Genomic DNA, 21,559 nt, shown 5'->3' on the forward strand with positions numbered 1-21,559 from the left:
GCTCGGTCCGTACCGCGTCGTTTTTCACCCCGCCGCGCGCCGGATGAATCATGGACCCCGGCATCGCCTACTCCGTTCTCGCCGCGTTCGTCTGGGGCGTCTACATCTTCGCCCTGAAGCGGTACTTTCCGGGGTACTCCGGCGCGGTCATCACGGTCGTCGTCAACGCCTTCGCCGTCCTCCTGTACCTCCCGGTCACGGCGGTGACGTACGACCCCGCGGCCGTGCCCTCGCTGGCCGAGCTCGGTGCGATGGGAGTCCTCATCGTCGCCGGCACGGCTGTTCTGGTCGGCGTCGCGTTCATCCTGTTCGTCGACGCGCTCGCCGCCGGCGACGTGTCCTACGTCGCGCCCATCAACAAGCTCGTCCCGGTGTTCGTCCTCCCCATCGAAATCCTGTTTCTGAACCAGTTTCTGACCGGGCTACAGGTTCTCGGCGTCGCGGTCGCCACCGTCGCCGTCTACGTCGCGAACTACGAGGGCGGGGCGTTCCTCGACCCGCTTCGGCGCGCGGTCCGCTCGCGGCCCGCCCAACTCGCGCTGGCGAGCGCGGCCTGTTACGCCGCCAGCGACGTGGGAAAGCGCGTCGCCCTGCAGGAACTCGGCATCCCAACGAGCGTGTTCGTCCCGGTGCTGTTCACCGGCGCGGCGCTCGCCGTTCTGCCCGTCGCGGCCCGCAACTGGACGAGCATCCGCGGCGACGTTCCGAAGTTCGTCGCGGCGGGCGCGCTGGTCGCCGTCGGCGAGCACGTCACCTCGACCGCCTTCGGACTGGTGCCGGCGAGCATCGCCTCCCCCATCGTCAACACGCAGGCCATCGTCGCCGTCGTCCTCGGCGGGGTCGTCCTCAAGGAGTCCCAGTTCGGGCTCCGCCTCGCCGCGGCCGTCCTCGCGGTCGCGGGCGTCTCGCTCATCGCCCTCGGCGACCTCTCGGCGCTCGCGGCGCTGGTCGGGTAGTCGGGCGCGGCCCGACGAACCGCGCCGCGCCGGCGACTCGACGGCGAACCGACAGCGAACAGACGACCGCCCGCCGACCCGAACAACAGGTTTCAAGCGCGACCTTCGCCAACCAACGCGCATGTACGACCGACTCAAGGGATTTCGTGACTTCTATCCCGGCGAGATGTCGGCCCGGCGCGAGGTCGTCGACACCGTCGAGACCGCCGCCGCCCGCTACGGCTTCCGCGAAATCGGGACGCCCCACCTCGAACGGACCCAGATGTACGTCGACAAGTCCGGCGAAGAAATCGTCGAGGAGCTGTACGCCTTCGAGGACAAGGGCGGCCGCGAGGTCACCCTCACGCCCGAGCTGACGCCGACGGTTGCCCGGATGGTCGTCGCCAAACAGCAGGCGCTGTCGAAGCCCATCAAGTGGGTCTCGACGCGACCCTTCTGGCGCTACGAACAGGTCCAACAGGGCCGTTTCCGCGAGTTCTACCAGACCAACGCCGACATCTTCGGCTCCTCGGAGCCGGAGGCCGACGCCGAGATTCTGGCCTTTTGCGCCGACGCGCTGACCGACCTCGGCCTCACCGCCGACGACTTCGAGTTCCGCGTCTCCCACCGCGACATCCTCGGCGGCCTGCTTCGGTCGTTCGACGCCGACGTGGACGTGGCCGACGCGGTCCGCGCCGTCGACAAGTCCGAGAAGGTCGAACGCGAAGAGTACCTCGGCCTGCTTTCGGACGCCGGGCTCTCGTACGACCAGGCCGGCGAGTTCGCCGACCTCATCGAGCGCGGCGACCTCGACGAAATCGCCGAATTCGGCGGCGACGACGTCGAAGCCGCGGTCGAGAACCTCCGGAACGTCCTCGCCGCCGCCGACGACTTCGGCGCGGGCGAGTTCTGCGAGGTGTCGCTTTCGACCGCCCGCGGGCTGGACTACTACACCGGCGTCGTCTTCGAGTGCTTCGACTCCACGGGCGACGTGTCGCGGGCGACCTTCGGCGGCGGCCGCTACGACGACCTCATCGAGTCGTTCGGCGGCCAGCCGACCCCCGCCGTCGGCGTCGGCATCGGCGGCGCGACGCTCCAACTGCTCTGCCAGCGCGCCGGCGTCTGGCCCGAGGAGGAACTGGCGACCGACTACTACCTCCTCACCGTCGGCGACACCCGCGCGGTCGCCTCCGACATCGCCCGCGACCTCCGCACCGCGGGCAACGTCGTCGAGGTCGACGTGTCCGGCCGGAGCTTCGGCGCGCAGATGTCCTACGCCGACTCCGTCAACGCCGACACGGTCGTCATCGTCGGTGAACGCGACCTCGAAAACGGCGAGGTGACGGTCAAGGACATGGCGAGCGGCGACCAGACCACCGTCCCCGTCGACGACTTCCCCGGCGACCGCGACGCGCCGACCTACGAGGACTACGAGTAGCGAACGCCGGCTCGCACCGGGAAACCCGGTCCTCGTACCGGCAGACTCCCGCCGCGTTCCCGCGCCCCGGAACCGGCGCACGCCCTTTTGTTCCCGCCCGTCGTACAGACGAGTGACATGTACGACAGGATTCTCGTCCCGCTCGACGGGAGCGCCCCCGCCGACGAGGCGCTCGACCGCGCCATCGACCTCGCCGCGACGGCGGACGCGACGGTGTACGCACTCTACGTCGTCGACGAACGCGTCCTCCATGCGACCCAACTCGACGCCGGCGGCCTCGTCCGCGCCTACGAGGAGGAAGGCGAGCGCATCGTCTCCGAAGCCGTGGAGGCGGCCGAACCGGTCGGCGTCGAGGTCGTCACGGCCGTCGAACACGGCTCGCCGCACCGGGCGATTCTCCGGTACGCCGAGGAGGTCGACGCGGACCTCATCGTGATGGGGACCCACGGCCGCCGGGGCATCGAGCGCTACCTGCTCGGGAGCGTCACGGAGCGCGTGCTCCGGATGGCCGACGTGCCGGTGCTCACCATCCGAAGCGAGGACTCCCCGGTCGAAGAGGAGTGACTCGCGGATGAGCGCGCGGCGACCGCAGGATGACCGCGGGGTCGGAGCCGTCGAACCGGGTGGAGTCGGTTAAGTAGTCCGCCGGGAAAGCAGCCGGCATGCGCGCCTTCCGCGTCGCCTACGACGGACGCCCGTACCACGGGTTCCAGCGACAGCCGGACGTGCCGACCGTCGAAGACGCCCTCTTCGACGCCTGCCGCGCGCTCGGCGTCTGCGACGACGACGAGGAGCCGACCGACTACGCCGCCGCCGGGCGGACCGACGCCGGCGTCTCCGCGCTCGCCCAGACCGTCGCATTCGAGTGTCCCGACTGGTGTACGCCGCGGGCGCTGAACTCGGAGCTACCGGGAACGGTCCGAGCGTGGGCCGCCGCCGACGCCCCCGACGACTTCCACGCCCGGCACCGACCGACCCGCCGCGAGTACGTCTACGACCTCCACGCCCCGAGCGACGGATTCGACGACGACCGGGCGCGAGACGCCTTCGACGCCTGCCGCGGCGAACACGACTTCCACAACCTCACCCCCGACACCCACGGGACGGCCCGGGCCATCGACGGCGACCTGACCCGCGACGGCGACTTCCTCCTCGTCCGCGTCGAGGCCGGCGGCTTCGCCCGCGAACTCGTCCGCAGACTCGTCTCGCTCGTCCGCGCCGTGGGGTCGGGCGCGGCCCCGCCGTCGAAGGTGGACGACGTGCTCGGTCCCAGCCACCTCGCTGGCCCCGAGGGCGTCCCGGCCGCGCCGCCGACCCCCCTGCTTCTCACGGCGGTCGACTACCCGAACGTCGAGTTCGACGTGGACTCGATGGCCGCCGAGAGCACCGCCGCGGCTTTCGGCGAACAGGCCCTCGCGGACCGCATCGGCTGGCGCGTCGGCTCGCGCATCCGCAACGGGGTCGAGCGGGCGGGCGACCTCAGCGACGGGAACGCCGACGCCGCCGGCGAAAACGGCGGCGTCGGGAGGAGCCGCGGAGACGCAAGGAGTCAATAGCTCTCCGGAGCGGTTGGGGTCGCACATAGTAACGTTATCCTGGCCCGGGTGCGAAACCCCGACCATGTGCTACGACGCTGTCATCTTCGACAACGACGGCGTGCTGACGAAGCCGACGCTCCTCGAAGTCCAACGGGAGGCGGTCAGACGGGCGTTCGCCGAGTTCGACGTCGAGCCGACGACCGAGACGGTCGACGGCGTCATCAACGGCGGACTCACGCGCCTGCGCCGCATCTGTGCGGTCCACGACGTGCCGGTCGACGACTTCTGGTCGCACCACGAGAGTCACGCCGCGGCGACCCAGCGGGCGTGTCTGGAAAACGGGACGAAGCCGCTGTACGACGACGTGGTCGCCCTCGACGACATCGACCACCCGCTGGCGGTCGTGAGCAACAACCAGCACGCGACCATCGAACACATCCTCGACGTGTTCGACATCGACGACCGCTTCGAGGTGGCCTACGGCCGCGACCCGACCGTCGAGGGCGCTCGGGTGAAGAAGCCGGACCCCCACTACATCGAGCGCGCGATGGGCGAACTCGGCGTCGGCTCGGCGCTCTACGTCGGCGACAGCAACGTCGACGTGGTCGCGGCCGACCGCGCCGGCATCGACTCGGCGTTCATCCGCCGACCCCACCGCGACGGCTACCAGCTAGCCGCCGAACCGACCTACGAACTCGACTCGCTGGACGAACTCCTCGCGGTGTGCTGACGCGCGGGAGACTGACTTTCCGCGGGTCCGCACCGCGTATCGACCAGTAGACACATCACGCGGCTCGCCGTCGGCTCAGGCATGGACCGGTCCGCCGCGTGGGACGCCACCCTCCGCATCGTCTTCGGCCTGTTTATCATCGGCGTCGGCAACGCCGTCGGCGGCTTCCTCGCCAGCACGACGGGCATCGCCGGCCTCGCGCTCTACCTCCTCGTCGCCGTCCCGACGTTCGTCTACGGGATGTACTACGTCGTCATCGGGGCCGGGATAGTCGTCGAGGCCGCGACAAAAAGCGCGCTGTCGGCCGCGGACCTGACGGTCGAAGTCGTCGACAGCGAGGCAAACGGGCGCGACGACTCGGGCGTCGACCGCGACGGAGGCTCCGACCCGTCCGCAGGCGACTGACCGCGGTTCTCACTCCCAGCCGTCGGGCCAGATACCCGCGGCCTTCATCCCCGTCTCGAAGTCGGCGTCGCGGAACGCCGCGACGAGTTCGTCGTCGTCGAGCCGCTGAATCTCCCCGTCGGCGGCCGCCGCCGCGAGTTCGCGGACGACGAGCGCGGTCAGCATCCCGTGTTCGCGGACGTTTCTGTCGTCGACCTTGTCGCGGGTGTCGGCGTGGGTGTGGCCCCACCCGCGGCCGCGCTCGCCGCTTTCGCTCCTGAGTTGGAGCGCCGGGACGCCGGCGCGGACGAACGGCCACTGGTCGCTGAAGGGGTGCGGCTCGGGTTCGATTTCGACCGGGTGGCGCGTCTCGTTCCCGACCCGGGTGGCCACCTCGGCGGTCGCCTCGGAGGTGTGGCTGTGGGCGACGAGGTCGCGGAACCGCCCCGCACCGTCGACGTTGACGACGGCGGCGACGCGGTCGAGGTCGAGGCGGTCGGCGAGGTGTTCGGAGCCGGTCAGCCCGAGTTCTTCCGCGCCGACGCCGACGACGCGGACGCCGAGGTCGAGGTCCATCTCGGCGAGGAGCCGCGCCGCGGTGACGACGACCGCGATGCCGCAGCCGTTGTCGAGCGCGCCCTCGGCGATGTCGTGGGCGTCGAAGTGGGCGCACAAGATGAGTTCGCGGTCGGTGTCGGGGCCGACGCGACCTTCGACGTTCCGGCTCTCGCCGAGCGTCGTTTCGGCGTCGACGGCGAGGGTCGCCTCGCCGCCGCGGGCCGCGTAGTCGGTCAGCCACGACCCGGTTTCGGCGCTCACGCCGACCGCGGGGGCGGCGGCCTCCTCGTCGTAGCGGAGCGACCCGGTCGGCGGGAGTTGCCCGGGGACGTGGTTGACGAAGACGAAGCCGACCGCACCGGCGTCGATTGCGTAGTTGAACTTCTCCATCCGGTGGACGAACCGGCCGCCGGCGGGGGTCGTCGTGCTGGCGACGGCGAGCGCGCCGTCCACGTCGGCGGCGTCGATTTCGCTGGGCGTGCCGTAGCCGACATCCACGAGCGGGCCGGAGACGGCCGCCGGCGGGGCGTACGGGAGCGCGACGGCCTCGAAGCGCCGCTCGTCGGGCGCGGTGAGGTCGAGCGTCGTGTCGCCGCGGGTCCACCGGGCCATCTCGAAGGGGTCGAACTCGACGCGCCTGACGCCCGCGTCGGTGAAAGCGTCGGCGACGAGCGTACTCGCCCGACGGTCGCCCGGCCCGCCGGCCATCCGGTCGCCGATGGCGGTCAGATCGGTGAGGAACGCCCACGGGCGGTCGTCGACCCAGGTCCGGGCGAACGCCTCGCGGACTGCGGGGGAGAGGTCGTCCATGGGGCTTCCACACACCCGCCGGTCAAAGTGGTTTGCGCCGGTGGGTCGGCCCGGGCGAGCCCCGCATCCGATGCCGGTGTCGGCTGCCGAAAATCGCCCATAACATCTAACTCAGTTGACGTGGTACGCACGACCGCCATGCCTACATGTCAGAACTGCAATTCTTTCGTCACGGAAGGCTACGTCAGGGTGTTCGCCCCGGAGGGCATGGACGCCCCCCGCGTCTGTCCGCACTGCGAGGATTTAGTCCGGGACGGCTCGCAGGTCCGAGAAGCGAGAGCGACCCGACACTAACCGCGACGCGACCGCCCTCCTCGACCCCGCTTCGCCCGTCGATTGATAAGGCTTACCACCCGCGCGTGCGTCGAATCACCCGACATGAGTTCGGTTCCCGAGCGGAGCGACATCGACGAGGAGTACAAGTGGGACCTCGACAGCATCTACGCCTCCGACGAGGAGTGGGAGGCGGCGTACGAGGACGTCGCAGAGCGCGTTCCCGAACTGGCGAGCTACGAGGGCCGCGCCACCGAGGACCCCGAGACGCTCCTCGAACTCTTCGAGACGATGGAGTCGGTGCTCCGCGAGGTGTCGATGGTCGTCTCCTACGCGAACCTCCGCAGCAGCCAAGACACCCGGAACCAGGAGTACCAGGCGCAGGCCGGTCGCGCCGAGGCGCTGGCGTCGAAGGCCCGTAGCGCGGTCAGCTACCTCGACCCCGAACTGCAGGAACTCGGCCGCGACGGCGTCGCCGAGTTCGTCGAAAAGGAGCCCGAACTCGACGCCTACGAGCACTACTTCGACGACGTGCTCCGGACGAAAGAACACACCCGCTCCGCGGAGGTCGAAGAGGTTCTCGCCGACCTCTCGGAGGTGACCGGCGCGTCCAGCGACATCTACTCCATGCTGGCCAACGCCGACCTCGAGTTCCCGACCGTCGAAAAGCCCGACGGGACGTCGGTCGAAATCACGCAGGGCAACTTCACGAAGCTCCAGAAGCACCCCGACCGCGAGTTCCGCCGGACCGTCCACGAGGAGTTCTACGACCGCTGGGCCGACGTGCGCAACGCCGTCGGCACCTCGCTGAAAAACAGCGTCAAGAAGGACGTGAAGACCGCGCGCATCCGCGATTACGAGACCGCCCGCGAGGCCGCCCTCGACGGCCCCAACGTCCCGGTCGAGGTGTACGACAACCTGCTCGACACCGTCCGCGACAACCTCGGGCACCTCCACCGCCACGCCGAGTTGAAGCGCGAGGCCATCGGCGCGGACGAACTCCGGATGTGGGACCTGTACGTGTCGCTCACCGGCGACCACGGCCCCGAGATTCCGTACGAGCAGGCGAAGGAGTACATCGTCGAGGCCGTCGAACCGCTCGGCGAGGCGTATCAAGAACGGATGGCCGAGGGCCTCGAGGACCGCTGGGTCGACGTGTACGAGAACCGCGGTAAGCGCTCCGGGGCGTACTCCGCGGGCACCTACGACACCCAGCCGTTCATCATGATGAACTACCAGGACGACGCGGCCTCGATGTTCACGCTCGCCCACGAACTGGGTCACTCGATGCACTCCGAACTCGCCAACGACGCCCAGCCGTGGCACGACGCGAGCTACGAGATTTTCACCGCCGAGGTCGCCTCCACGGTCAACGAGACGCTCCTGACCGAGTACCTCCTGGAGAACGTCGACGACGACGAGCTCCGGACGCACGTCCTCGACGAGTACCTCGAGCGGTTCCGCTCGACGCTGTTCCGCCAGACGATGTTCGCCGACTTCGAGCTCCAGATTCACGAGATAATCGAGGACGACGGCGCGCTCACGCCCGACCGCTTCGACGAGCTGTACGGCGACCTGAAGGCGGCGTACTACGAGCCCGCGGCGACCGACGACCGCATCGCCCGCGAGTGGATGCGCATTCCGCACTTCTACTACAACTACTACGTCTACCAGTACGCGACGGGTATCTCCGCGGCGGCGGCCATCGTCGAGCGCATCCGCGAGGAGGGCGAGGCCGCCGCGGCGGACTACCGCGAGGCGCTCGCGCTCGGCGGCAGCGAGTACCCACTCGACGTGCTCCGAACCGCCGGCGTCGACATGACCGAGCCCGAACCCATCGAGGACGCGATGTCGGTCTACGCGGAGTTCCTCGACGAGGCCGCGACGCTCCTCGACCTCGAATAACCGAAAATCGCCGGGCGGGCTCAGCCGACCTGAACGAGTTTGGCCTGCCCGGACGCGCTGTCGGTGCGGGCGTCGGACTCACCGGTGCAGTTGCGAACGTCTTCGGGCGCTCGGTCGCCCCCTGCCACCCGTCGGCGGTGGCCACGGGGCGGAGGGTGTTTGCCGCTTCCGGACTGCTACCGACTGAGCCGACGACGTGAGCGCACAGTGTCGCCCGCGTGGGAATGCGTCAGAAGTGTGGGCGGACTACACGTCCTATTCGCGAGTTCCGAGGATTCTCGCATGAACACGGGGCGGCGGTTACCGGCCGTGTCCGAATTTCGCACGGAACTGTGGGTCTGCCAGAACAGTTGTGTGATTGGATGAGTAACACGTTTCGGAGGGCTACCAGACGTGGCAGAAGAGTATCTAACGCTAACGTTGGACGAGGCGACGGGGGTCGACGAGGTGGTGCTCGGCTTTCGAAAAGACGGGGAGTTCTACGAGCTCATCAGTCTCGAGCCGCCGGTGGAGGCGGAAATCAGGCAGCGAGAAGACGACGCGGCCGGTGAGGACGGCGAAGCGTAGCTTACGTTCCGCGCGACTCGCCCCCAGATTCGACGACTCCAGAGCCGTTGCACTCCGCACGAAGTCCGTCGCAGAAACGGGCTGGGAGGGACTTGAACCCCCGACCGTCTGGTTAAAAGCCAGACGCTCTGCCTAACTGAGCTACCAGCCCTCGGATTTTCTTTAAGTGGGGATACTGATAAGCGTTTATTTTCGCCGCCCCCTCCTGCTTTGTACCCCGTTCACGTCCCCCATAATATGGACCTGCGCGACTTCGTGGACACGCTGCTCCGGTTCGAGAGCGTCGCCCGCGCCGAGGCCCCGGCTCAGCAGTGGGTCAAAAACCGGCTACACGACTTCGGCTTCGACACCCACGAGTGGACCGCCGACCCGGCACGCCTGGCCGAACACCCGTCGTTTCCCGACGACCCCGACGACATCGACGCGGCGAACCGCCCGAGCGTCGCCGGCGTGGTCGAGTTCGGCGACCCCGACGCGGGCCGGACGCTCGTCCTCAACGGCCACGTCGACGTGGTGCCCGCCGACAGGGAACTGTGGACCCACGACCCGTTTGTACCCGACTGGGACGACGACGCGGGCACCGTCAGCGCCCGCGGCGCGGCCGACATGAAAGCGGGACTCGCGGCGTGCGTCTTCGCCGCGCTCGACCTCCGAGACGCCGTCGAGGCGGGCCATCTCGACCTCGACGGGCGGGTGGTCGTCGAGAGCGTCGTCGGCGAGGAGGAAGGCGGCATCGGGGCCGCGGCGGCCGCGCTCGACACCCCCTATCCGTTCGAGCGAGACGCCGCGCTCGTCGCCGAACCGACGCGGCTCAAGCCGGTCGTCGCCACCGAGGGCTCGGTGATGAAGCGGCTCCGGTTGACCGGGCGGACGGCACACGCGGCCTCGCGGTGGCGCGGAGTGGACGTCATCGAGAAGTTCGAGGCGATTCGCGGAGCGTTCTTCGACCTCGAATCGGAGCGGACCGACGCGGTCACCCACCCGCTTTTCGACTACCCGATTCCGTGGCCCGTCTGCGTCGGCCGCGTCGAGGCGGGGACGTGGGCGTCGAGCGTCGCGGGGACGCTCACCGCGGAGTGGCGACTCGGCGTCGCGCCGGGGGAGACGGTCGCAGCGGTCGAATCGGCGTTCGAAGAACGGCTGGCGCGCGTCGTCGCCGACGACGAGTGGCTCTCGGCGCACCCGCCGGTGTTCGAGCGCTTTTCGGTGCAGTTCGAGCCGGCCGAAATCGACGCCGACGAACCGGTCGTGGAGTCGTTGCGCGGGGCGCTGCGGGCGGACGGCCGCGACGACGAGCCGGTCGGCGTGACCTACGGGGCGGACTCGCGGCACTACGTCGAAGCGGGTATCCCGACGGTGCTGTTCGGACCGGGCGACATCGACCAGGCGCACTTCCCTGACGAGACCGTCGAGTGGGAAGAAGTCGGGGTCGCGCGGGACGTGATTCGGGAGACTGCGACGCGCTTTCTTCAGTCGAGGTAGTCGTCGAGGGCGTCCGCGACCACGTCGCCGGGAGCGGCGTCTTCGAGCGAGGCACGACGGCGGAGTTCGAGATAGACGTCGGCGGGGAGCGTCACCTCGAGCGTGCCGATATCGACGCCGTGGGCCGAGAGCGCGTCCACAACGGGCGTGCCGTCGTTGACCTCGCTGGCGAGGCGACGGACCTCGCGGACGGTCAGGCCGGCGTCGAGCGTGGCCCACGCGAGGTGGAGTCTGGCGTCGCCGGAGACGCGGGCGATGTGTTTTGCGGCCGTGGGAGCGATTCTACCGCGGGCGACGTGTCGGCGGACGGACTGCGGGAGGTCGTGGACGCGGGCCCACTTGCGGATGAAGGAGACGGATACGTCGCCGCCGGCGCGCTCGGCGGCGCGCTTGTAGGAACCGACACCGCGGACGAGCGCGGCGCAGGCGGCCGCGCCGCGGAGCATGAACACGTGGTCGTCGTCGCCGGCGGTGGACTCCGAAAACGAGCGGACCGTTCTGGCGGCCTCGGCGAGGCTGTCGGGGTCGGTGGGGTCGAAGCCGACGGCCTCGCGGGCGCGGTCGCCCGTGACGGCGGGGTCGCCGCGGACGACCGGTTCACCGACCGGTTCCCGTCGGTCGGCCGGGACCTCAGTCGTTCGTCGGCGTTCGTCGTTCGTCATCTACGAATCGGTAACGCGTTCTGGCTTAAAAACGTCCCCCCGAGAGGCGAGATTCGCGCGCGGACGGTCGCTGGGCGGAATACGGGCGAGTGGCTGGAGGCCGGCAAACGAGGGACGGCCGAGGCGGGGATACGCCGACAGCGACCGATTGCGGGCGGTCAGCGGCCGGTCGGCGGGCGGTTACTCCTCGCGGGACTCCGAGAGGTGCGACCAGATTTCGGTACAGCCCGCACCGTCTTCGAGGTCTTTGAGGTGAGCCGTGGGGTCTTCTTCCTCCGCCTCGGTCGACGACTCGACCTCGGCGTCGGCCTCGCGGTCGCGTTCGGGTTCGAGTTCTGCCTCGCCGGTCATGCGTCGCCCTCCCGTGACGGTTCGAACAGCTCTGGGGCGACGTCGGCGGAGGCGTGTTGTCGGACGGCGGTGCGGTGGTCACTCATCACCACCACGTACCGGGCGGACCCGCATAAGGGAATCCGCACCTGTAATGTGTACCCCCACTCCCGGCTACCGGAACGGGTTGCCCCTACCTCTGACGGCCGATTTCGGCCACAATCGCACGACTACGGCGGAACGACCGCCGGAACGCGCGTCGCGCTCCCCCGCGGGGATTGCGGGCGCCGCCCCGCATAGGTAGCCGGAGCGCGGAGGGTGAGCCATGAGCGTCTCCCTGCGCGTCCTCGACGACGGGGCGTGGGTCTCCGTGAACGACGCCAGAGAAGTGAGCGTGAGCGAACTCTGGCGGCTCGACGACCCGTCATTCTGTGGGTGCGAGCTTCCCGACTTCGTCGTCGAGAACGTCCTCGACGTCGGCGCGGACGGCAGAACCGTCTCCGCGAAGGTGTACGGCCAGTGCATCGCCTGCGGCCACGCGGGCGTGCCCGGCTGGGTTCCGGTCGGGAGGCTCCGCGAGGGCGAATTCGTCGATATCGACCGCGAGCGGGTCGTCCTCCCGGTTCGACGCGGCGACGACAGTGAATAGGCAACATTCTCCGCTTTTGGGCAGCACCGGGAAGGGTTGACGGTACGCTCGGGGCCTTACGTGGGCACGTATATGGACATTCATACGAATGCCCACGGACGTCGAACGCTGGAAGTCGGAGGTCTACGGTAACGAGATACGAGAGCACCTGCTCGAATTCGCCGAGCAGGGCTGGGACACCATCCCGGAAGACGAGCGAGACGCCTGGTTCGAGCGCTTCAAATGGTGGGGGCTGTACCACCAGCGCAACGGCCAAGAGAGCTACTTCATGATGCGCATCGGGACGCCGAACGGCGTGCTGACGCCCGGCCAGACCGAAGTCGTCGCGGAAGTCGCCGACGAGTACGCTCGCGGCCCGGCCGAGAACCCCATCTTCGGCAACGGGTACGTCGACTGGACGACCCGCCAGTCGATTCAGCTCCACTGGATCAAACTGGAGGACATCCCGGAAATCTTCGAGAAACTCGAATCGGTCGGTCTCTCGACGCAGCAGGCCTGTGGTGACTCGTGGCGGAACATCGTCGGCTGCCCCGTCGCCGGCAAGGACAAACACGAGCACGTCGACGCGCTCCCCGTCGCGATGGAGCTCAACGAGACGTTCAAAGGCAACGACGACCACTCGAACCTCCCGCGGAAGTGGAAGGTCTCCGTCACCGGCTGCCGCGAGGGCTGCGGACAGGGCGACATCAACGACCTCGCGCTCGAACCCGCGACCAAGGAGATAGACGGCGAGGAGACGAGGGGCTTCAACATCCGCATCGGCGGCGGCCTCTCGCGGAACGAGCCGCGGCTCGCCCGCGACATCGACGTGTTCGTGACTCCCGAGCAGGCAGCCGAGGTCTCGGGAGCCATCTCCGCGCTGTTCCGCGAGAACGGCGACCGCGACAACCGCTACAACGCCCGCATCAAGTTCCTGATGGACGAGTGGGGCGCGGAGAAGTTCCGCAACGTCCTCCAGGAGGAGTTCGTCGACTTCGAACTGGAGACCGCCGGCGAAGACCTGCGTTCGGAGTACTCCTACAACTCCGGCTACGCCAACGGCGGCCACGCGGACCACGTCGGCATCCACGAGCAGGCCGACGGCAACTACTACGTCGGACTCGACGTCCTCGTCGGCCGCATGGGCGTCGACGACACGAAGGAGCTCGCCCGCGTCGCCGACGAGTACGGCTCCGGCGAGGTTCGCGTCACGCAGCGCCAGAACGTCATCATCACCGACGTTCCCGAAGAGAAGCTCGACGCGCTGCAGGACGAGGAACTCCTCGACCACTACTCGCCCGACCCGCACCCGTTCATGCGCGGCTCCATCGCCTGTACGGGCACCGAGTTCTGTTCGCTCTCCATCGTGGAGACGAAGAACCGGCAGGTCCGCTACGCCCGCTGGCTCAAGGAGAACGTCGAACTCCCCGCGGGCGTCGAGGACTTCCACATCCACCTCTCGGGCTGTACGGCCTCCTGCGCCCAGCCGCAGATTGCGGACATCAGCCTCCGCGGCATGAAGACCCGCAAGGACGGCGAGCCGGTCGAGGCGCTCGACATCGGCCTCGGCGGCGGCCTCGGCGAGAACCCCAACTTCGCCGAGTGGGTCACCCAGCGCGTCCCCGTCGACGAGGTGCCGGGTGCCATCAAGAACCTGCTCGCGAACTTCGAAGAGCGCCGCGAGGGCGACGAGACGTTCCGCGAGTTCGTCGCCCGGACGGACGAGGAGGACCTCGCCGAACTGGTCGAACCCGAAGAGACCAGCTACGAGGACCCGATGATGCACAACACGAAGCGCACGTGGTACCCCTACGCGGAAGACGACTCGATGGACGCGAGTCCCGCACCGACCCACGGTGACGGCACGCCCATCGCGAGCGACGACTGAGCGGACCTGTCTCGGGACCGATCCGCGTCGGTGACGACTCGCCGCCGCGCTACCTATTTACGACGACGCCGATACTCAATCACAGATGCCAGACCGAATCCTGAAGGTCAACGCCTACACGACGCTGGACCTCGTCGACGCGTCGGCGACGGGTCACGACTTCGAGGAGTCGGCGTTCGCGGTGTGCAACGTCACCTCGCCGCGGAAGCACCCCGACGAGATTACCCTCGAACTCGAACTCGACTGGACGCAGCTCGACGCGCTCCCGCCGCACGCCGACAAACTGACGCTGTCGCCCGAGGAGGCTCGAAGCCTCGCGGCCGACCTCGAAAAGCACGCCGACCGCGTCGAAGCCGAACAGCGCGACTGACCGCAGCCCCCCGATTTTCGACGAGCGTTCGACGCCCCGAGCGGCGCGACCGTCTGCGCGACCCCGACGGTTCGTGGCAACACCACCCATGAGAACTTCTATCCTGATTTAGTCAACGAATCGTGTGAATCTGTGTCTCGAATGCTCGAATTGTGTTGCAACAAGCCCAATCGTTAGACATATGCCTTCGGAAGTCGCAGGATGTGTTGTGATACAGACGACGCCCTTACGCCGTCCACGCACCGAGCGTCGACCGCACTCCACCTCCCGCGCCCACCCGGCGAATCGAACGCCGGCCACAGCGCGGGGGGTGGTGGCGTGAGCCGTCACCGGACCCTCGTCCTCTTCGTCGCGGCCGCGGTGCTGTTCGGCACCTCCTTCGTCGGCATCAAGGCCGCCATCGGCTCGGTCCCGCCGGTGCTCTTTGCGGCCTTCCGCGTCGACGTCGCCGCCGTCGTCCTCCTGACGCTCGTCGCCGTCCGCGGCGGCTACTGGCTCCCGCGGACCCGCGCGGACGCGCTCGGCATCCTCGCCAGCGCCGCGTTCGTCCTCGGGGCGAACAACGTGTTCCTGTTCCTCGGCCAGCAGCACGCGACGACGGGCGCGGCGGCCGTCATGTACAGCATCATGCCCGTGGCCTCCCCGGTGTTCGCCGTCTTGCTCCTCGACGACGCGCGCATCTCCGCGGTCGACGCCGCCGGCATCCTGCTCGGACTCGTCGGCGTCGTCGTCATCGTCGGCCCCGAGAGCGTCCTCGGCGGCGGGAGCGTCGGACAGGCGCTCATCGTCTGTTCGGCGCTGTCGGTCGCCTTCGGGACCGTCCTGCTCAAGCGCGTCGGGCCGTCCATCGGGACGCTCCCGCAGACCGCGTGGGCGATGGCGGCCGCCGCCGTCGGCATCCACGCCGCCAGCCTCGGTCTCGGCGAGTCCGTCACGCAGGTCGCGTGGTCGCCGGAACTCGTCGCCGCGATTCTCTACGTCGGCATGCCCGCAACCGCCGCGGCCTACCCGGTCTACTTCGCGCTCCTCGCGGAGGCCGGCCCGGTCCGCGGCAACCTCGTCGCCTACGCGATGCCTGTCGTCGCCACCGTCACCGGGTGGGCGTTCCTCGGCGAGTCCGTCTCGCCGGCGACCGTCCTCGGCTTCGGGGTCATCCTCTCGGGGTTCATCTTGGTCCAGCGCGACAGCGTGGCCCGGGTTGTCGGACTCAGGGGAAGCATCCCCGCGGAAGCGGAGTGAGCAAACCGGCTCTTTGAATTTCTCGGTCGCTGGGAGTTTGCTGACGGTGTGCTGAATAGAGGGCGCACCTGTATCAGTAGAGTGTCCGAGATGAGTACAATGGTTATTTGACATTTCACCGCCACTATTGTCGAGAGCGACAATAAGTGAATAATGGCAATCACATTTGAACGAAGAGCTATCCTCGGTACACTCTGTGGAATCCTCACCGGACTTGGAGCAGGGTGTCTAAGTAACTCATCAACGGGACTGAACCAGCAGTCGACAGCCACCTCGACTCCTGTCGGGACTGTCAACGAAGCAGACCTCACCGACTGGGAGCGGTCTACTGACTGCATAACGACTGGCGAACGAGACGACCTTGACGAGATGTACGATAGTGTAATCAAAGTCGAGCAAGTCAAGAACTCACTCAGTGGTGATTATGCTCCGATCAAATTTTCAGACCTCACAGAGGGTGAGAAGCAAATTCTCCGCACGGTAACCGAGAAGGGCGGGTATGCGACGTGTGATTTCCCGGACTCGTTTGGCAAATTCGTCAACCGTGTACGAGAACACAAGGGACGTCAGGAAGGTACGATGGTCTTTCTCAAACGAGATAATACATACTATGGCCTGTATGTGGAAATGACTGATCAAGGAATATCGTACACGTAACGTACTGACCGACCCACCCTCTGTCTGTATCGTACGACTTCTTTCAGGTTCTACGCATTTCAACAGACCCAGAAAACAGAGACAGCAGAACGAAGCCGAACCTACGCGGCGACCCGTCGCCGGACCGCGACGGCGACCGACACCAACATCTCCTTTTTCATCGCGGCGAAGCCGAAGAAGATGGCTCCGAAGCCGACGAGCGCCGTCGTGTCGATGACGTGTCCGAGGAGCGCCCAACTCATGAGCGCCGCGACCACGGGTTCGACGTAGCCGATGAGGTTGAGTTCGGTCGGCCCGAGGCGGTCTAAGAGTTCGAAGTAGAGGAGGAACGCCACCGCGCCGGAGACGAGCGTCAGGTAGAGGAACGACGCGATACCGGCGGGGGCGAACTCGATAGTCGAAAGCGACTCGCCGCGGGCGAGCGCCCAGCCGTGGAGCAGGACGCCACCGAGGAGCATCGACCACGCCTGCATCGACTGGACCGGGAGGTCGCTCCGGAGCGGGCGGGTGAGGACCGCACCGAGCGCGAACGACACCGCCGCGAGGAAGATGAGGACGATGCCGAGTCCCTGCGCCGACCCGGACGACCCCGAGAACGCCGAGACCGGGTCAGCCACGAGCACGGCACCGGCGAACCCGGCGAGCAGCCCGAGCGTCCCGGTCTTTCCCAGCGACCCCTCGGTGAGGATAACGGAGGCGAAGACCGCAGTCAGGATGGGCGAGAGGCTGATGATGATAGAGGCCACCGCGCCGGGGACGTGTTCCTGTCCGAGGTAGAGCAGGCCGTGGTAGGCGGCGATGATGAACACCGCGCCGATGGCCGTCGCGAGCAGTTCGTCTCTGGCCTCGGGTCGCCAGCGGTCGGTGGAGTAGCAGGCGTACGCCAGCATCACGAGCCCCGCGAGTTCGTAGCGGAGCGCGGCGAAAGAGAGCGTCGGGAAGAACTCCAAGCCGACCTCGATAGCGACGAACGAGGTGCCCCACATCGCCGCGAGCGCGACGAAAAGCAGGGGCGTCGTCGGAATGTTTCTCCAAGTGGTTCGCGTCATGGTCGAATCTGTTTCAGTTCTCAGAGACGCGTCTTGTTAAATCCTTCTACAAGAGATTTGTTTTGAATTGAATTTTAGAGGAAGAATTCTGGGTTTTGCTGTTCTAAAGTTTCTATAATTCGTGATAGTTCGAGAGCGAGAGAGAGGTGGCGAAAACGGCGGACAGAACAAGGACTTACGTCACCGACCGCAACGAGAGGGTATGGACGAACGCGACGTGCGCCTGTTGAAGGCCATCGCGGACCTCGGGACGGGCAGTCCCGAGAAGCTACACGAAGCGACAGACATCCCTGTGTCGACCATCCACTACCGCCTGAACAACCTGAAGGACGACGGCGTCATCGAGAACGACCTCTACGACATCGACCTAGAGGCGTTCGGACTCGGCGTCACCGTGGTCGTGGAGGTGCTGGCGGACTACAGCGGGTCGTACGAGGAAGTCGGGAACAAACTGCTGGAGATAGAGGGCGTCACGCAGCTCTACTTCACCATGGGCGAGACGGACTTCATCGTCGTCGCCCACCTCGCGGACTCCGACCGCGTGGAGCGTCTCATCAGCGACTTCGAGGCGACGCCGGAGGTCGAGCGGACGAACTCGACGTTCGTCATCTCCGCGATGCGCGACAGCCACCGGGCGCTCCAGAGCTACACGCTGGAGACGCTCCTCGACGAGCTCGGCATCGAGGACTGAGAATCGGCCGGGGACGTATCACGGTTCGTCGCGTACTATCGACCATGTCGAACGACGTGCGAACGTGGCTGGTCGAACGGACCTACTCGGACGACGAACAGAACATCATCATCCTCGTGTACGCGACCACCGACGGGACGCGCTACCACCGCAAAGAGCGCTCGCTGACGAGTTTCGAGTCCGACGTGCGCGACACCTACGCCGCCGTCGACGTGCCCGAGGACGAACTGGGCCGCGTCTCCGACGAGGAGACGAAAGCGGCGTACGCGGCCGCCGCGACCGAGATGGCCGAGTCGCACGAGCCGACCGACACGGTCTGAGAGCGTTGCGCTCGGCTCAGTCCGCCGACGCGAGCGGGAGCGAGACGACGACGACCGTGCCCGCGGGTTCGTTGTCCTCGAAGTGAATCTCGCCGCCGAACGAGTCGACCAGTTGGTGGACGAGGTAGAGCCCGAGGCCGGTTCCGGTACTCTCCAGTCCCTTTTCGCCCTTACCGAAGACGACCGACTTCCGCGCGTCGGGGATACCCGAACCGTCGTCGGCGATGCGGATGACCGCCATGTCGGCGTCGTCGTCCACGGTCGCCGAGACGGTGACGACGGCGCTGCCGTCGTTGTGCTGGACGGCGTTGTTGAAGAGGTTGCCAAGCACTGACGCGATGAGCGGGTTCGCGCGCACCGCCACGTCGGGTATCTCGCCGTCGACCTCGAACGTCGCGTGCGGGAACGCCTCGCGGCGGACCGCGAGTTCGCGCTCGACGGCGTTCACGAGCGACATCGGGCGCGTCTCGACGCCGCCGCCGCTCATCGTCTCCATCAGGTCGCGGGCGACCTCGGTTATCTCGATGGTGTGGCGACCCGTCGAGAGGATGCGCGAGAGGATGTCCGCGCCCGCTCCGTCGACGTGTTCCCGGAGTAGCTCCGCCCAGCCGACGACGACGGCCATGTCGTTTCGGATGTCGTGGCGGACGATTCGGTTGAGCGCCTCCAGTTCGGCGTTCGTCCGCTCGAGTTCGCGCTCGCGGGTGCGGCGGGCGGTCACGTCCTGAATCGTCCCTCTGAGCGCCGCCACCCGGCCGTCGCGGATGACCGGTTCGCCCCGGGTACGGACCCACAGCTCCGACCCCTCTGCGGTCACCAGTCGGTACTCGTCTTCCCACGGGATGCCCTCGGACCGACAGCGGTCCAACAGCTCGCGGACCCGGTCGCGGTCCTCGGCGGCGTAGAACTCGATGGCGTCGTCGACGTTCGGCTCGTAGTCGAGCGGCACCTCGTGGATGCGCTTGGTCTGGTCGGTCCACGCCAGCGTGTCGGCCGTGAGGTCGAGTTCCCAGCCGCCGACCTTCGAGATGCGCTGGGTGCGTTCGAGGAAGTCGCGGCTCCGTTCGAGTTCGTCCTCGCGCGCCTTCTGCTCGGAGAGGCTCTGGAAGACCATGACGTTGCGGTCGCCTTCGAGGGACGTGATGGAGAACCGAACCGGGACGAGCTCGTCGTCGGGCCGGCGAATCGCCACCTCGCCTTGCCACTTGCCGTCGGCTTCGAGTGCGGGCGGAATCGTCTCTCTGAGCCGTTCGAGCTCCGACTCGTCGTGGAGGTGGCCCCAGCCCGTCCCGAGCATCGACTCGGGGTCCGAGTAGCCGCAGATGTCGGCCGCGGTCTCGTTGACGTACGTGTGCCGGTCGTTCTCGGTGATGGTGACGCCGGCGTCGACGGCGTCGACCGCGCCCTTGAACGCCTCGAGGTCGCGTTCGCGCTGGCGCTCTTCGGTCACGTCCTCGACCGTCGAGATGAGTCGGTCTCGTCCCGATATCTCGGCGACGGTGAGGCTGACGCGAATCCAGACGGTGTCACCCGATGCGTTCTCGATGGGCCACGTGAAGACGTGTTCGCCCTCCTCGCGGGCGGTCTCGACCTCGTCGAGGGCGCGTTCGGCGTCGTAACCGGGAACGTCCGCGGTGACGTGAGCGGGGGTCGTGTCGATGACCGACGCGCGGTCGATGCCGAGGATGTCCAGATAGTGTTGGTTGATGTCGGCGAGTTCGAGCGTTTCGAGGTTGCGAACCGCGAGACCGACGTTGACGGCCTCGAAGAGCGCGCGGTGGTCGAGCGAGCCGACGGTGTTGCGGGCGGCGTCGTAGACGACGTGCCCGAGGTTGTCGAGGTCGTGCTCGTCGGGGGTCGGCCGCTCGAACGAGACGAGCGGCACACCGTCGACGCGGAGTTTCGAGACGAGCGGTCGCCCCTCCGAGTCGGTGACCTCGGTCGAGACGACGAGACAGTCGATACGACTTCGTTCGAGCACCGCGTGAACCGCGTCGAGGCTGTCGGCAGTCGAGACGCGGACGTCGGTCGTGGCGTCGCCGACCGAATCGGGAAGTTCGGTCGCGAGACGCTCGCGAACGGCGGCGTCCCCGCTGACGACGAGGACGTTCAACCGACCAGGCATACCGGCGAGAGGACAGCGAGGTTCAAGTATGAACCGACAGCTGTCGGCGAAGAATCACGACTGGCGGGGAGCGAACGCTGCGCCCACCCGCGTCGAAGATTCCAAAGTCAGGGCGACGCAAAGCGGCGGAATAGAAGCTTTGCCGACGGCGGAGCCGAAGGCTCGAAGCGACAATCGACCTAAACGTGGAGCGCGTACTGACACCTGTGGGGCGGACACCACCGCTCCGGTGAACACTATGACGACAACAAACGACTCGACGCGACTCGCGGGCATCGTCCTGCTCGCGCTGGCCGCGCTGTTCGCGCTCCCCGTCCTCTTCGGGATGGCCGGCCTCGGCGGCGGCATGCCGATGGGGTGGGGCGGCGGCTGGATGCACGACACGTGGATGCACGGCGGAACCGGCGGGACCGTCCCGTGGTGGATGTGGGGGATGGGACTGTTCGGCCAACTGCTCGTCCTCGCAGTCGTCGTCGGCGGGGGCGTCCTCCTGTTCCGCGCCCTGCGCGACGGGGGCGACGGAGGCGACGACGCGCTCGACGAACTCCGCCGGGCCTACGCCCGCGGTGACATCGACGACGAGGAGTTCGACCGCCGCCGCGAGCGACTCGAACGCGACTGACGCGTCGGAACTCGGGACGGTCGTCGCGTTGCAGGCGAAACGAAGGGGTTCCGGCCAGGTAGCGGTCGGCGAAAGGCGGTCGCGGGGAGTCGGTGCACGGCCGACTCCGTCGGAGAGAGTGCGCACGCCGACCGCAACGACTAATATTATTTAGGCCAACCTAAAATCATGAGTTCGGATTCATCCGATGGGGCGTTCGACTCGTTCCTCGGTCGCTTTCGGTCGCGGCGAACGCGACTTCGCGTGTCCGCGTGCGTCGCCGCGAGCCGGTCGATAGAGGTCCCGGAAACGGACGACGAGCGCGACTGAGCGCCGGAGACCGGAGACGTCGGGTCGCTCCGCGCTGGCCGCCGCGCGC

The 21,559-nt window shown here is 67.5% G+C and carries 24 protein-coding genes and 1 tRNA gene; 19 read left to right on the top strand and 6 right to left on the bottom strand.

The annotated features are described in order from the left end of the window. Window positions 1-50 precede the first annotated feature (50 nt). The 6 genes from C457_RS16890 to C457_RS16915 all read left to right on the top strand — a co-directional run bounded on the left by C457_RS16890 (window position 51) and on the right by C457_RS16915 (window position 5,046). The gene (locus C457_RS16890) at window positions 51-956 is read left to right on the top strand and encodes an EamA family transporter (RefSeq protein WP_008096564.1); all 906 of its coding nucleotides are present in this window, start codon (window positions 51-53) and stop codon (window positions 954-956) included. 121 nt (window positions 957-1,077) lie between these two features. Then, window positions 1,078-2,373: a histidine--tRNA ligase gene (gene hisS / locus C457_RS16895; RefSeq protein WP_008096565.1), complete on the top strand. Its 1,296-nt coding sequence runs from the start codon at window positions 1,078-1,080 to the stop codon at window positions 2,371-2,373. Window positions 2,374-2,490: 117 nt separating this feature from the next. Next, window positions 2,491-2,937, top strand: a complete 447-nt coding sequence (locus C457_RS16900; RefSeq protein WP_008096566.1) for a universal stress protein — start codon at window positions 2,491-2,493, stop codon at window positions 2,935-2,937. A 98-nt stretch (window positions 2,938-3,035) separates the two neighbouring features. Then, entirely contained in the window at window positions 3,036-3,929 is an 894-nt protein-coding gene (truA, locus tag C457_RS16905; protein WP_008096567.1) for a tRNA pseudouridine(38-40) synthase TruA, read from the top strand. A 64-nt stretch (window positions 3,930-3,993) separates the two neighbouring features. Next, window positions 3,994-4,641: an HAD family hydrolase gene (locus tag C457_RS16910; protein WP_008096568.1), complete on the top strand. Its 648-nt coding sequence runs from the start codon at window positions 3,994-3,996 to the stop codon at window positions 4,639-4,641. Between the two features lie 81 nt (window positions 4,642-4,722). Then, entirely contained in the window at window positions 4,723-5,046 is a 324-nt protein-coding gene (locus tag C457_RS16915) for a hypothetical protein (protein ID WP_008096569.1), read from the top strand. Between the two features lie 9 nt (window positions 5,047-5,055). Here C457_RS16915 and C457_RS16920 read toward each other — a convergent pair whose 3' ends face one another. Continuing rightward, window positions 5,056-6,393, bottom strand: coding sequence for a M28 family metallopeptidase (locus C457_RS16920; RefSeq protein ID WP_008096570.1), 1,338 nt, complete (start codon window positions 6,391-6,393; stop codon window positions 5,056-5,058). A gap of 138 nt (window positions 6,394-6,531) precedes the next feature. Here C457_RS16920 and C457_RS21255 point away from each other — a divergent pair, with 138 nt between their 5' ends. From C457_RS21255 to C457_RS20410, 3 genes are all read left to right on the top strand, one after another. Then, window positions 6,532-6,687, top strand: a complete 156-nt coding sequence (locus C457_RS21255; protein ID WP_013035426.1) for a DUF7563 family protein — start codon at window positions 6,532-6,534, stop codon at window positions 6,685-6,687. An 84-nt stretch (window positions 6,688-6,771) separates the two neighbouring features. Beyond that, a complete protein-coding gene (pepF, locus tag C457_RS16925; RefSeq protein WP_008096571.1) occupies window positions 6,772-8,571 on the top strand; it encodes an oligoendopeptidase F in 1,800 nt (599 codons plus the stop codon). Between the two features lie 393 nt (window positions 8,572-8,964). Continuing rightward, a complete protein-coding gene (locus C457_RS20410) occupies window positions 8,965-9,138 on the top strand; it encodes a hypothetical protein (RefSeq protein WP_156037871.1) in 174 nt (57 codons plus the stop codon). Between the two features lie 77 nt (window positions 9,139-9,215). Here C457_RS20410 and C457_RS16930 read toward each other — a convergent pair. Beyond that, a tRNA-Lys gene (locus C457_RS16930) sits at window positions 9,216-9,289 on the bottom strand. An 86-nt stretch (window positions 9,290-9,375) separates the two neighbouring features. Between C457_RS16930 and C457_RS16935 the strand changes: the two genes are divergently transcribed. Beyond that, a complete protein-coding gene (locus C457_RS16935; RefSeq protein WP_008096573.1) occupies window positions 9,376-10,620 on the top strand; it encodes a M20/M25/M40 family metallo-hydrolase in 1,245 nt (414 codons plus the stop codon). Here the strand turns inward: C457_RS16935 and C457_RS16940 are convergent. After that, window positions 10,608-11,282 (bottom strand): DUF7119 family protein, encoded by a 675-nt coding sequence (locus C457_RS16940; protein WP_004976434.1) that lies wholly within the window; start codon window positions 11,280-11,282, stop codon window positions 10,608-10,610. The two genes, C457_RS16935 and C457_RS16940, sit on opposite strands and share 13 nt — an antisense overlap. Window positions 11,283-11,462: 180 nt before the next feature. Beyond that, a complete protein-coding gene (locus C457_RS20720) occupies window positions 11,463-11,633 on the bottom strand; it encodes a hypothetical protein (RefSeq protein ID WP_008096575.1) in 171 nt (56 codons plus the stop codon). 304 nt (window positions 11,634-11,937) lie between these two features. On the opposite strand from C457_RS20720, the gene C457_RS16945 reads away from it, so the two are divergent. From C457_RS16945 to C457_RS20235, 5 genes are all read left to right on the top strand, one after another. Continuing rightward, window positions 11,938-12,261, top strand: a complete 324-nt coding sequence (locus tag C457_RS16945) for a hypothetical protein (protein WP_008096576.1) — start codon at window positions 11,938-11,940, stop codon at window positions 12,259-12,261. 88 nt (window positions 12,262-12,349) lie between these two features. Further along, window positions 12,350-14,128, top strand: a complete 1,779-nt coding sequence (locus tag C457_RS16950; protein ID WP_008096577.1) for a nitrite/sulfite reductase — start codon at window positions 12,350-12,352, stop codon at window positions 14,126-14,128. An 85-nt stretch (window positions 14,129-14,213) separates the two neighbouring features. Continuing rightward, window positions 14,214-14,498, top strand: coding sequence for a DUF6360 family protein (locus C457_RS16955; RefSeq protein ID WP_008096578.1), 285 nt, complete (start codon window positions 14,214-14,216; stop codon window positions 14,496-14,498). 318 nt (window positions 14,499-14,816) lie between these two features. Continuing rightward, window positions 14,817-15,737, top strand: coding sequence for a DMT family transporter (locus tag C457_RS16960; protein WP_008096579.1), 921 nt, complete (start codon window positions 14,817-14,819; stop codon window positions 15,735-15,737). A gap of 153 nt (window positions 15,738-15,890) precedes the next feature. Further along, complete coding sequence (locus tag C457_RS20235) at window positions 15,891-16,394, top strand: hypothetical protein (RefSeq protein ID WP_152420040.1); 504 nt, start codon at window positions 15,891-15,893, stop codon at window positions 16,392-16,394. Between the two features lie 101 nt (window positions 16,395-16,495). On the opposite strand, the gene C457_RS16965 is transcribed toward C457_RS20235, so the two are convergent. Continuing rightward, on the bottom strand, window positions 16,496-17,443 hold the full coding sequence (locus C457_RS16965; protein ID WP_008096581.1) for a DMT family transporter: 948 nt from the start codon (window positions 17,441-17,443) through the stop codon (window positions 16,496-16,498). Between the two features lie 202 nt (window positions 17,444-17,645). Here C457_RS16965 and C457_RS16970 point away from each other — a divergent pair, with 202 nt between their 5' ends. Continuing rightward, window positions 17,646-18,134: an Lrp/AsnC family transcriptional regulator gene (locus C457_RS16970; RefSeq protein WP_004976442.1), complete on the top strand. Its 489-nt coding sequence runs from the start codon at window positions 17,646-17,648 to the stop codon at window positions 18,132-18,134. A gap of 44 nt (window positions 18,135-18,178) precedes the next feature. Next, on the top strand, window positions 18,179-18,454 hold the full coding sequence (locus tag C457_RS16975) for a hypothetical protein (protein ID WP_008096583.1): 276 nt from the start codon (window positions 18,179-18,181) through the stop codon (window positions 18,452-18,454). A gap of 16 nt (window positions 18,455-18,470) precedes the next feature. Here the strand turns inward: C457_RS16975 and C457_RS16980 are convergent, their stop codons facing one another. After that, on the bottom strand, window positions 18,471-20,579 hold the full coding sequence (locus C457_RS16980) for a sensor histidine kinase (protein ID WP_049913679.1): 2,109 nt from the start codon (window positions 20,577-20,579) through the stop codon (window positions 18,471-18,473). Between the two features lie 238 nt (window positions 20,580-20,817). Here C457_RS16980 and C457_RS16985 point away from each other — a divergent pair, with 238 nt between their 5' ends. Beyond that, entirely contained in the window at window positions 20,818-21,201 is a 384-nt protein-coding gene (locus C457_RS16985) for an SHOCT domain-containing protein (protein WP_008096587.1), read from the top strand. Window positions 21,202-21,369: 168 nt separating this feature from the next. Further along, window positions 21,370-21,510 (top strand): hypothetical protein, encoded by a 141-nt coding sequence (locus tag C457_RS20725; protein WP_008096589.1) that lies wholly within the window; start codon window positions 21,370-21,372, stop codon window positions 21,508-21,510. The last annotated feature ends 49 nt before the right edge of the window (window positions 21,511-21,559 follow it).

The sequence above is a fragment of the Haloferax prahovense DSM 18310 genome (assembly GCF_000336815.1).
GTDB classification, from domain to species: Archaea; Halobacteriota; Halobacteria; order Halobacteriales; family Haloferacaceae; genus Haloferax; species Haloferax prahovense.

Coding starts and splice junctions, on each gene's coding strand:
- C457_RS16955 (WP_008096578.1), top strand. CDS start 14,214: ATGCCAGACCGAATCCTGAAGGTCAACGCCTACACGACGCTGGACCTC.
- C457_RS16890 (WP_008096564.1), top strand. CDS start 51: ATGGACCCCGGCATCGCCTACTCCGTTCTCGCCGCGTTCGTCTGGGGC.
- C457_RS16970 (WP_004976442.1), top strand. CDS start 17,646: ATGGACGAACGCGACGTGCGCCTGTTGAAGGCCATCGCGGACCTCGGG.
- C457_RS20720 (WP_008096575.1), bottom strand. CDS start 11,633: ATGACCGGCGAGGCAGAACTCGAACCCGAACGCGACCGCGAGGCCGAC.
- C457_RS21255 (WP_013035426.1), top strand. CDS start 6,532: ATGCCTACATGTCAGAACTGCAATTCTTTCGTCACGGAAGGCTACGTC.
- hisS (WP_008096565.1), top strand. CDS start 1,078: ATGTACGACCGACTCAAGGGATTTCGTGACTTCTATCCCGGCGAGATG.
- C457_RS16980 (WP_049913679.1), bottom strand. CDS start 20,579: ATGCCTGGTCGGTTGAACGTCCTCGTCGTCAGCGGGGACGCCGCCGTT.
- C457_RS16965 (WP_008096581.1), bottom strand. CDS start 17,443: ATGACGCGAACCACTTGGAGAAACATTCCGACGACGCCCCTGCTTTTC.
- C457_RS20725 (WP_008096589.1), top strand. CDS start 21,370: ATGAGTTCGGATTCATCCGATGGGGCGTTCGACTCGTTCCTCGGTCGC.
- C457_RS16935 (WP_008096573.1), top strand. CDS start 9,376: ATGGACCTGCGCGACTTCGTGGACACGCTGCTCCGGTTCGAGAGCGTC.
- C457_RS16920 (WP_008096570.1), bottom strand. CDS start 6,393: ATGGACGACCTCTCCCCCGCAGTCCGCGAGGCGTTCGCCCGGACCTGG.
- C457_RS16940 (WP_004976434.1), bottom strand. CDS start 11,282: ATGACGAACGACGAACGCCGACGAACGACTGAGGTCCCGGCCGACCGA.
- C457_RS16915 (WP_008096569.1), top strand. CDS start 4,723: ATGGACCGGTCCGCCGCGTGGGACGCCACCCTCCGCATCGTCTTCGGC.
- C457_RS16985 (WP_008096587.1), top strand. CDS start 20,818: ATGACGACAACAAACGACTCGACGCGACTCGCGGGCATCGTCCTGCTC.
- C457_RS16900 (WP_008096566.1), top strand. CDS start 2,491: ATGTACGACAGGATTCTCGTCCCGCTCGACGGGAGCGCCCCCGCCGAC.
- C457_RS20235 (WP_152420040.1), top strand. CDS start 15,891: ATGGCAATCACATTTGAACGAAGAGCTATCCTCGGTACACTCTGTGGA.
- C457_RS16945 (WP_008096576.1), top strand. CDS start 11,938: ATGAGCGTCTCCCTGCGCGTCCTCGACGACGGGGCGTGGGTCTCCGTG.
- pepF (WP_008096571.1), top strand. CDS start 6,772: ATGAGTTCGGTTCCCGAGCGGAGCGACATCGACGAGGAGTACAAGTGG.
- C457_RS16950 (WP_008096577.1), top strand. CDS start 12,350: ATGCCCACGGACGTCGAACGCTGGAAGTCGGAGGTCTACGGTAACGAG.
- C457_RS16910 (WP_008096568.1), top strand. CDS start 3,994: ATGTGCTACGACGCTGTCATCTTCGACAACGACGGCGTGCTGACGAAG.
- truA (WP_008096567.1), top strand. CDS start 3,036: ATGCGCGCCTTCCGCGTCGCCTACGACGGACGCCCGTACCACGGGTTC.
- C457_RS16975 (WP_008096583.1), top strand. CDS start 18,179: ATGTCGAACGACGTGCGAACGTGGCTGGTCGAACGGACCTACTCGGAC.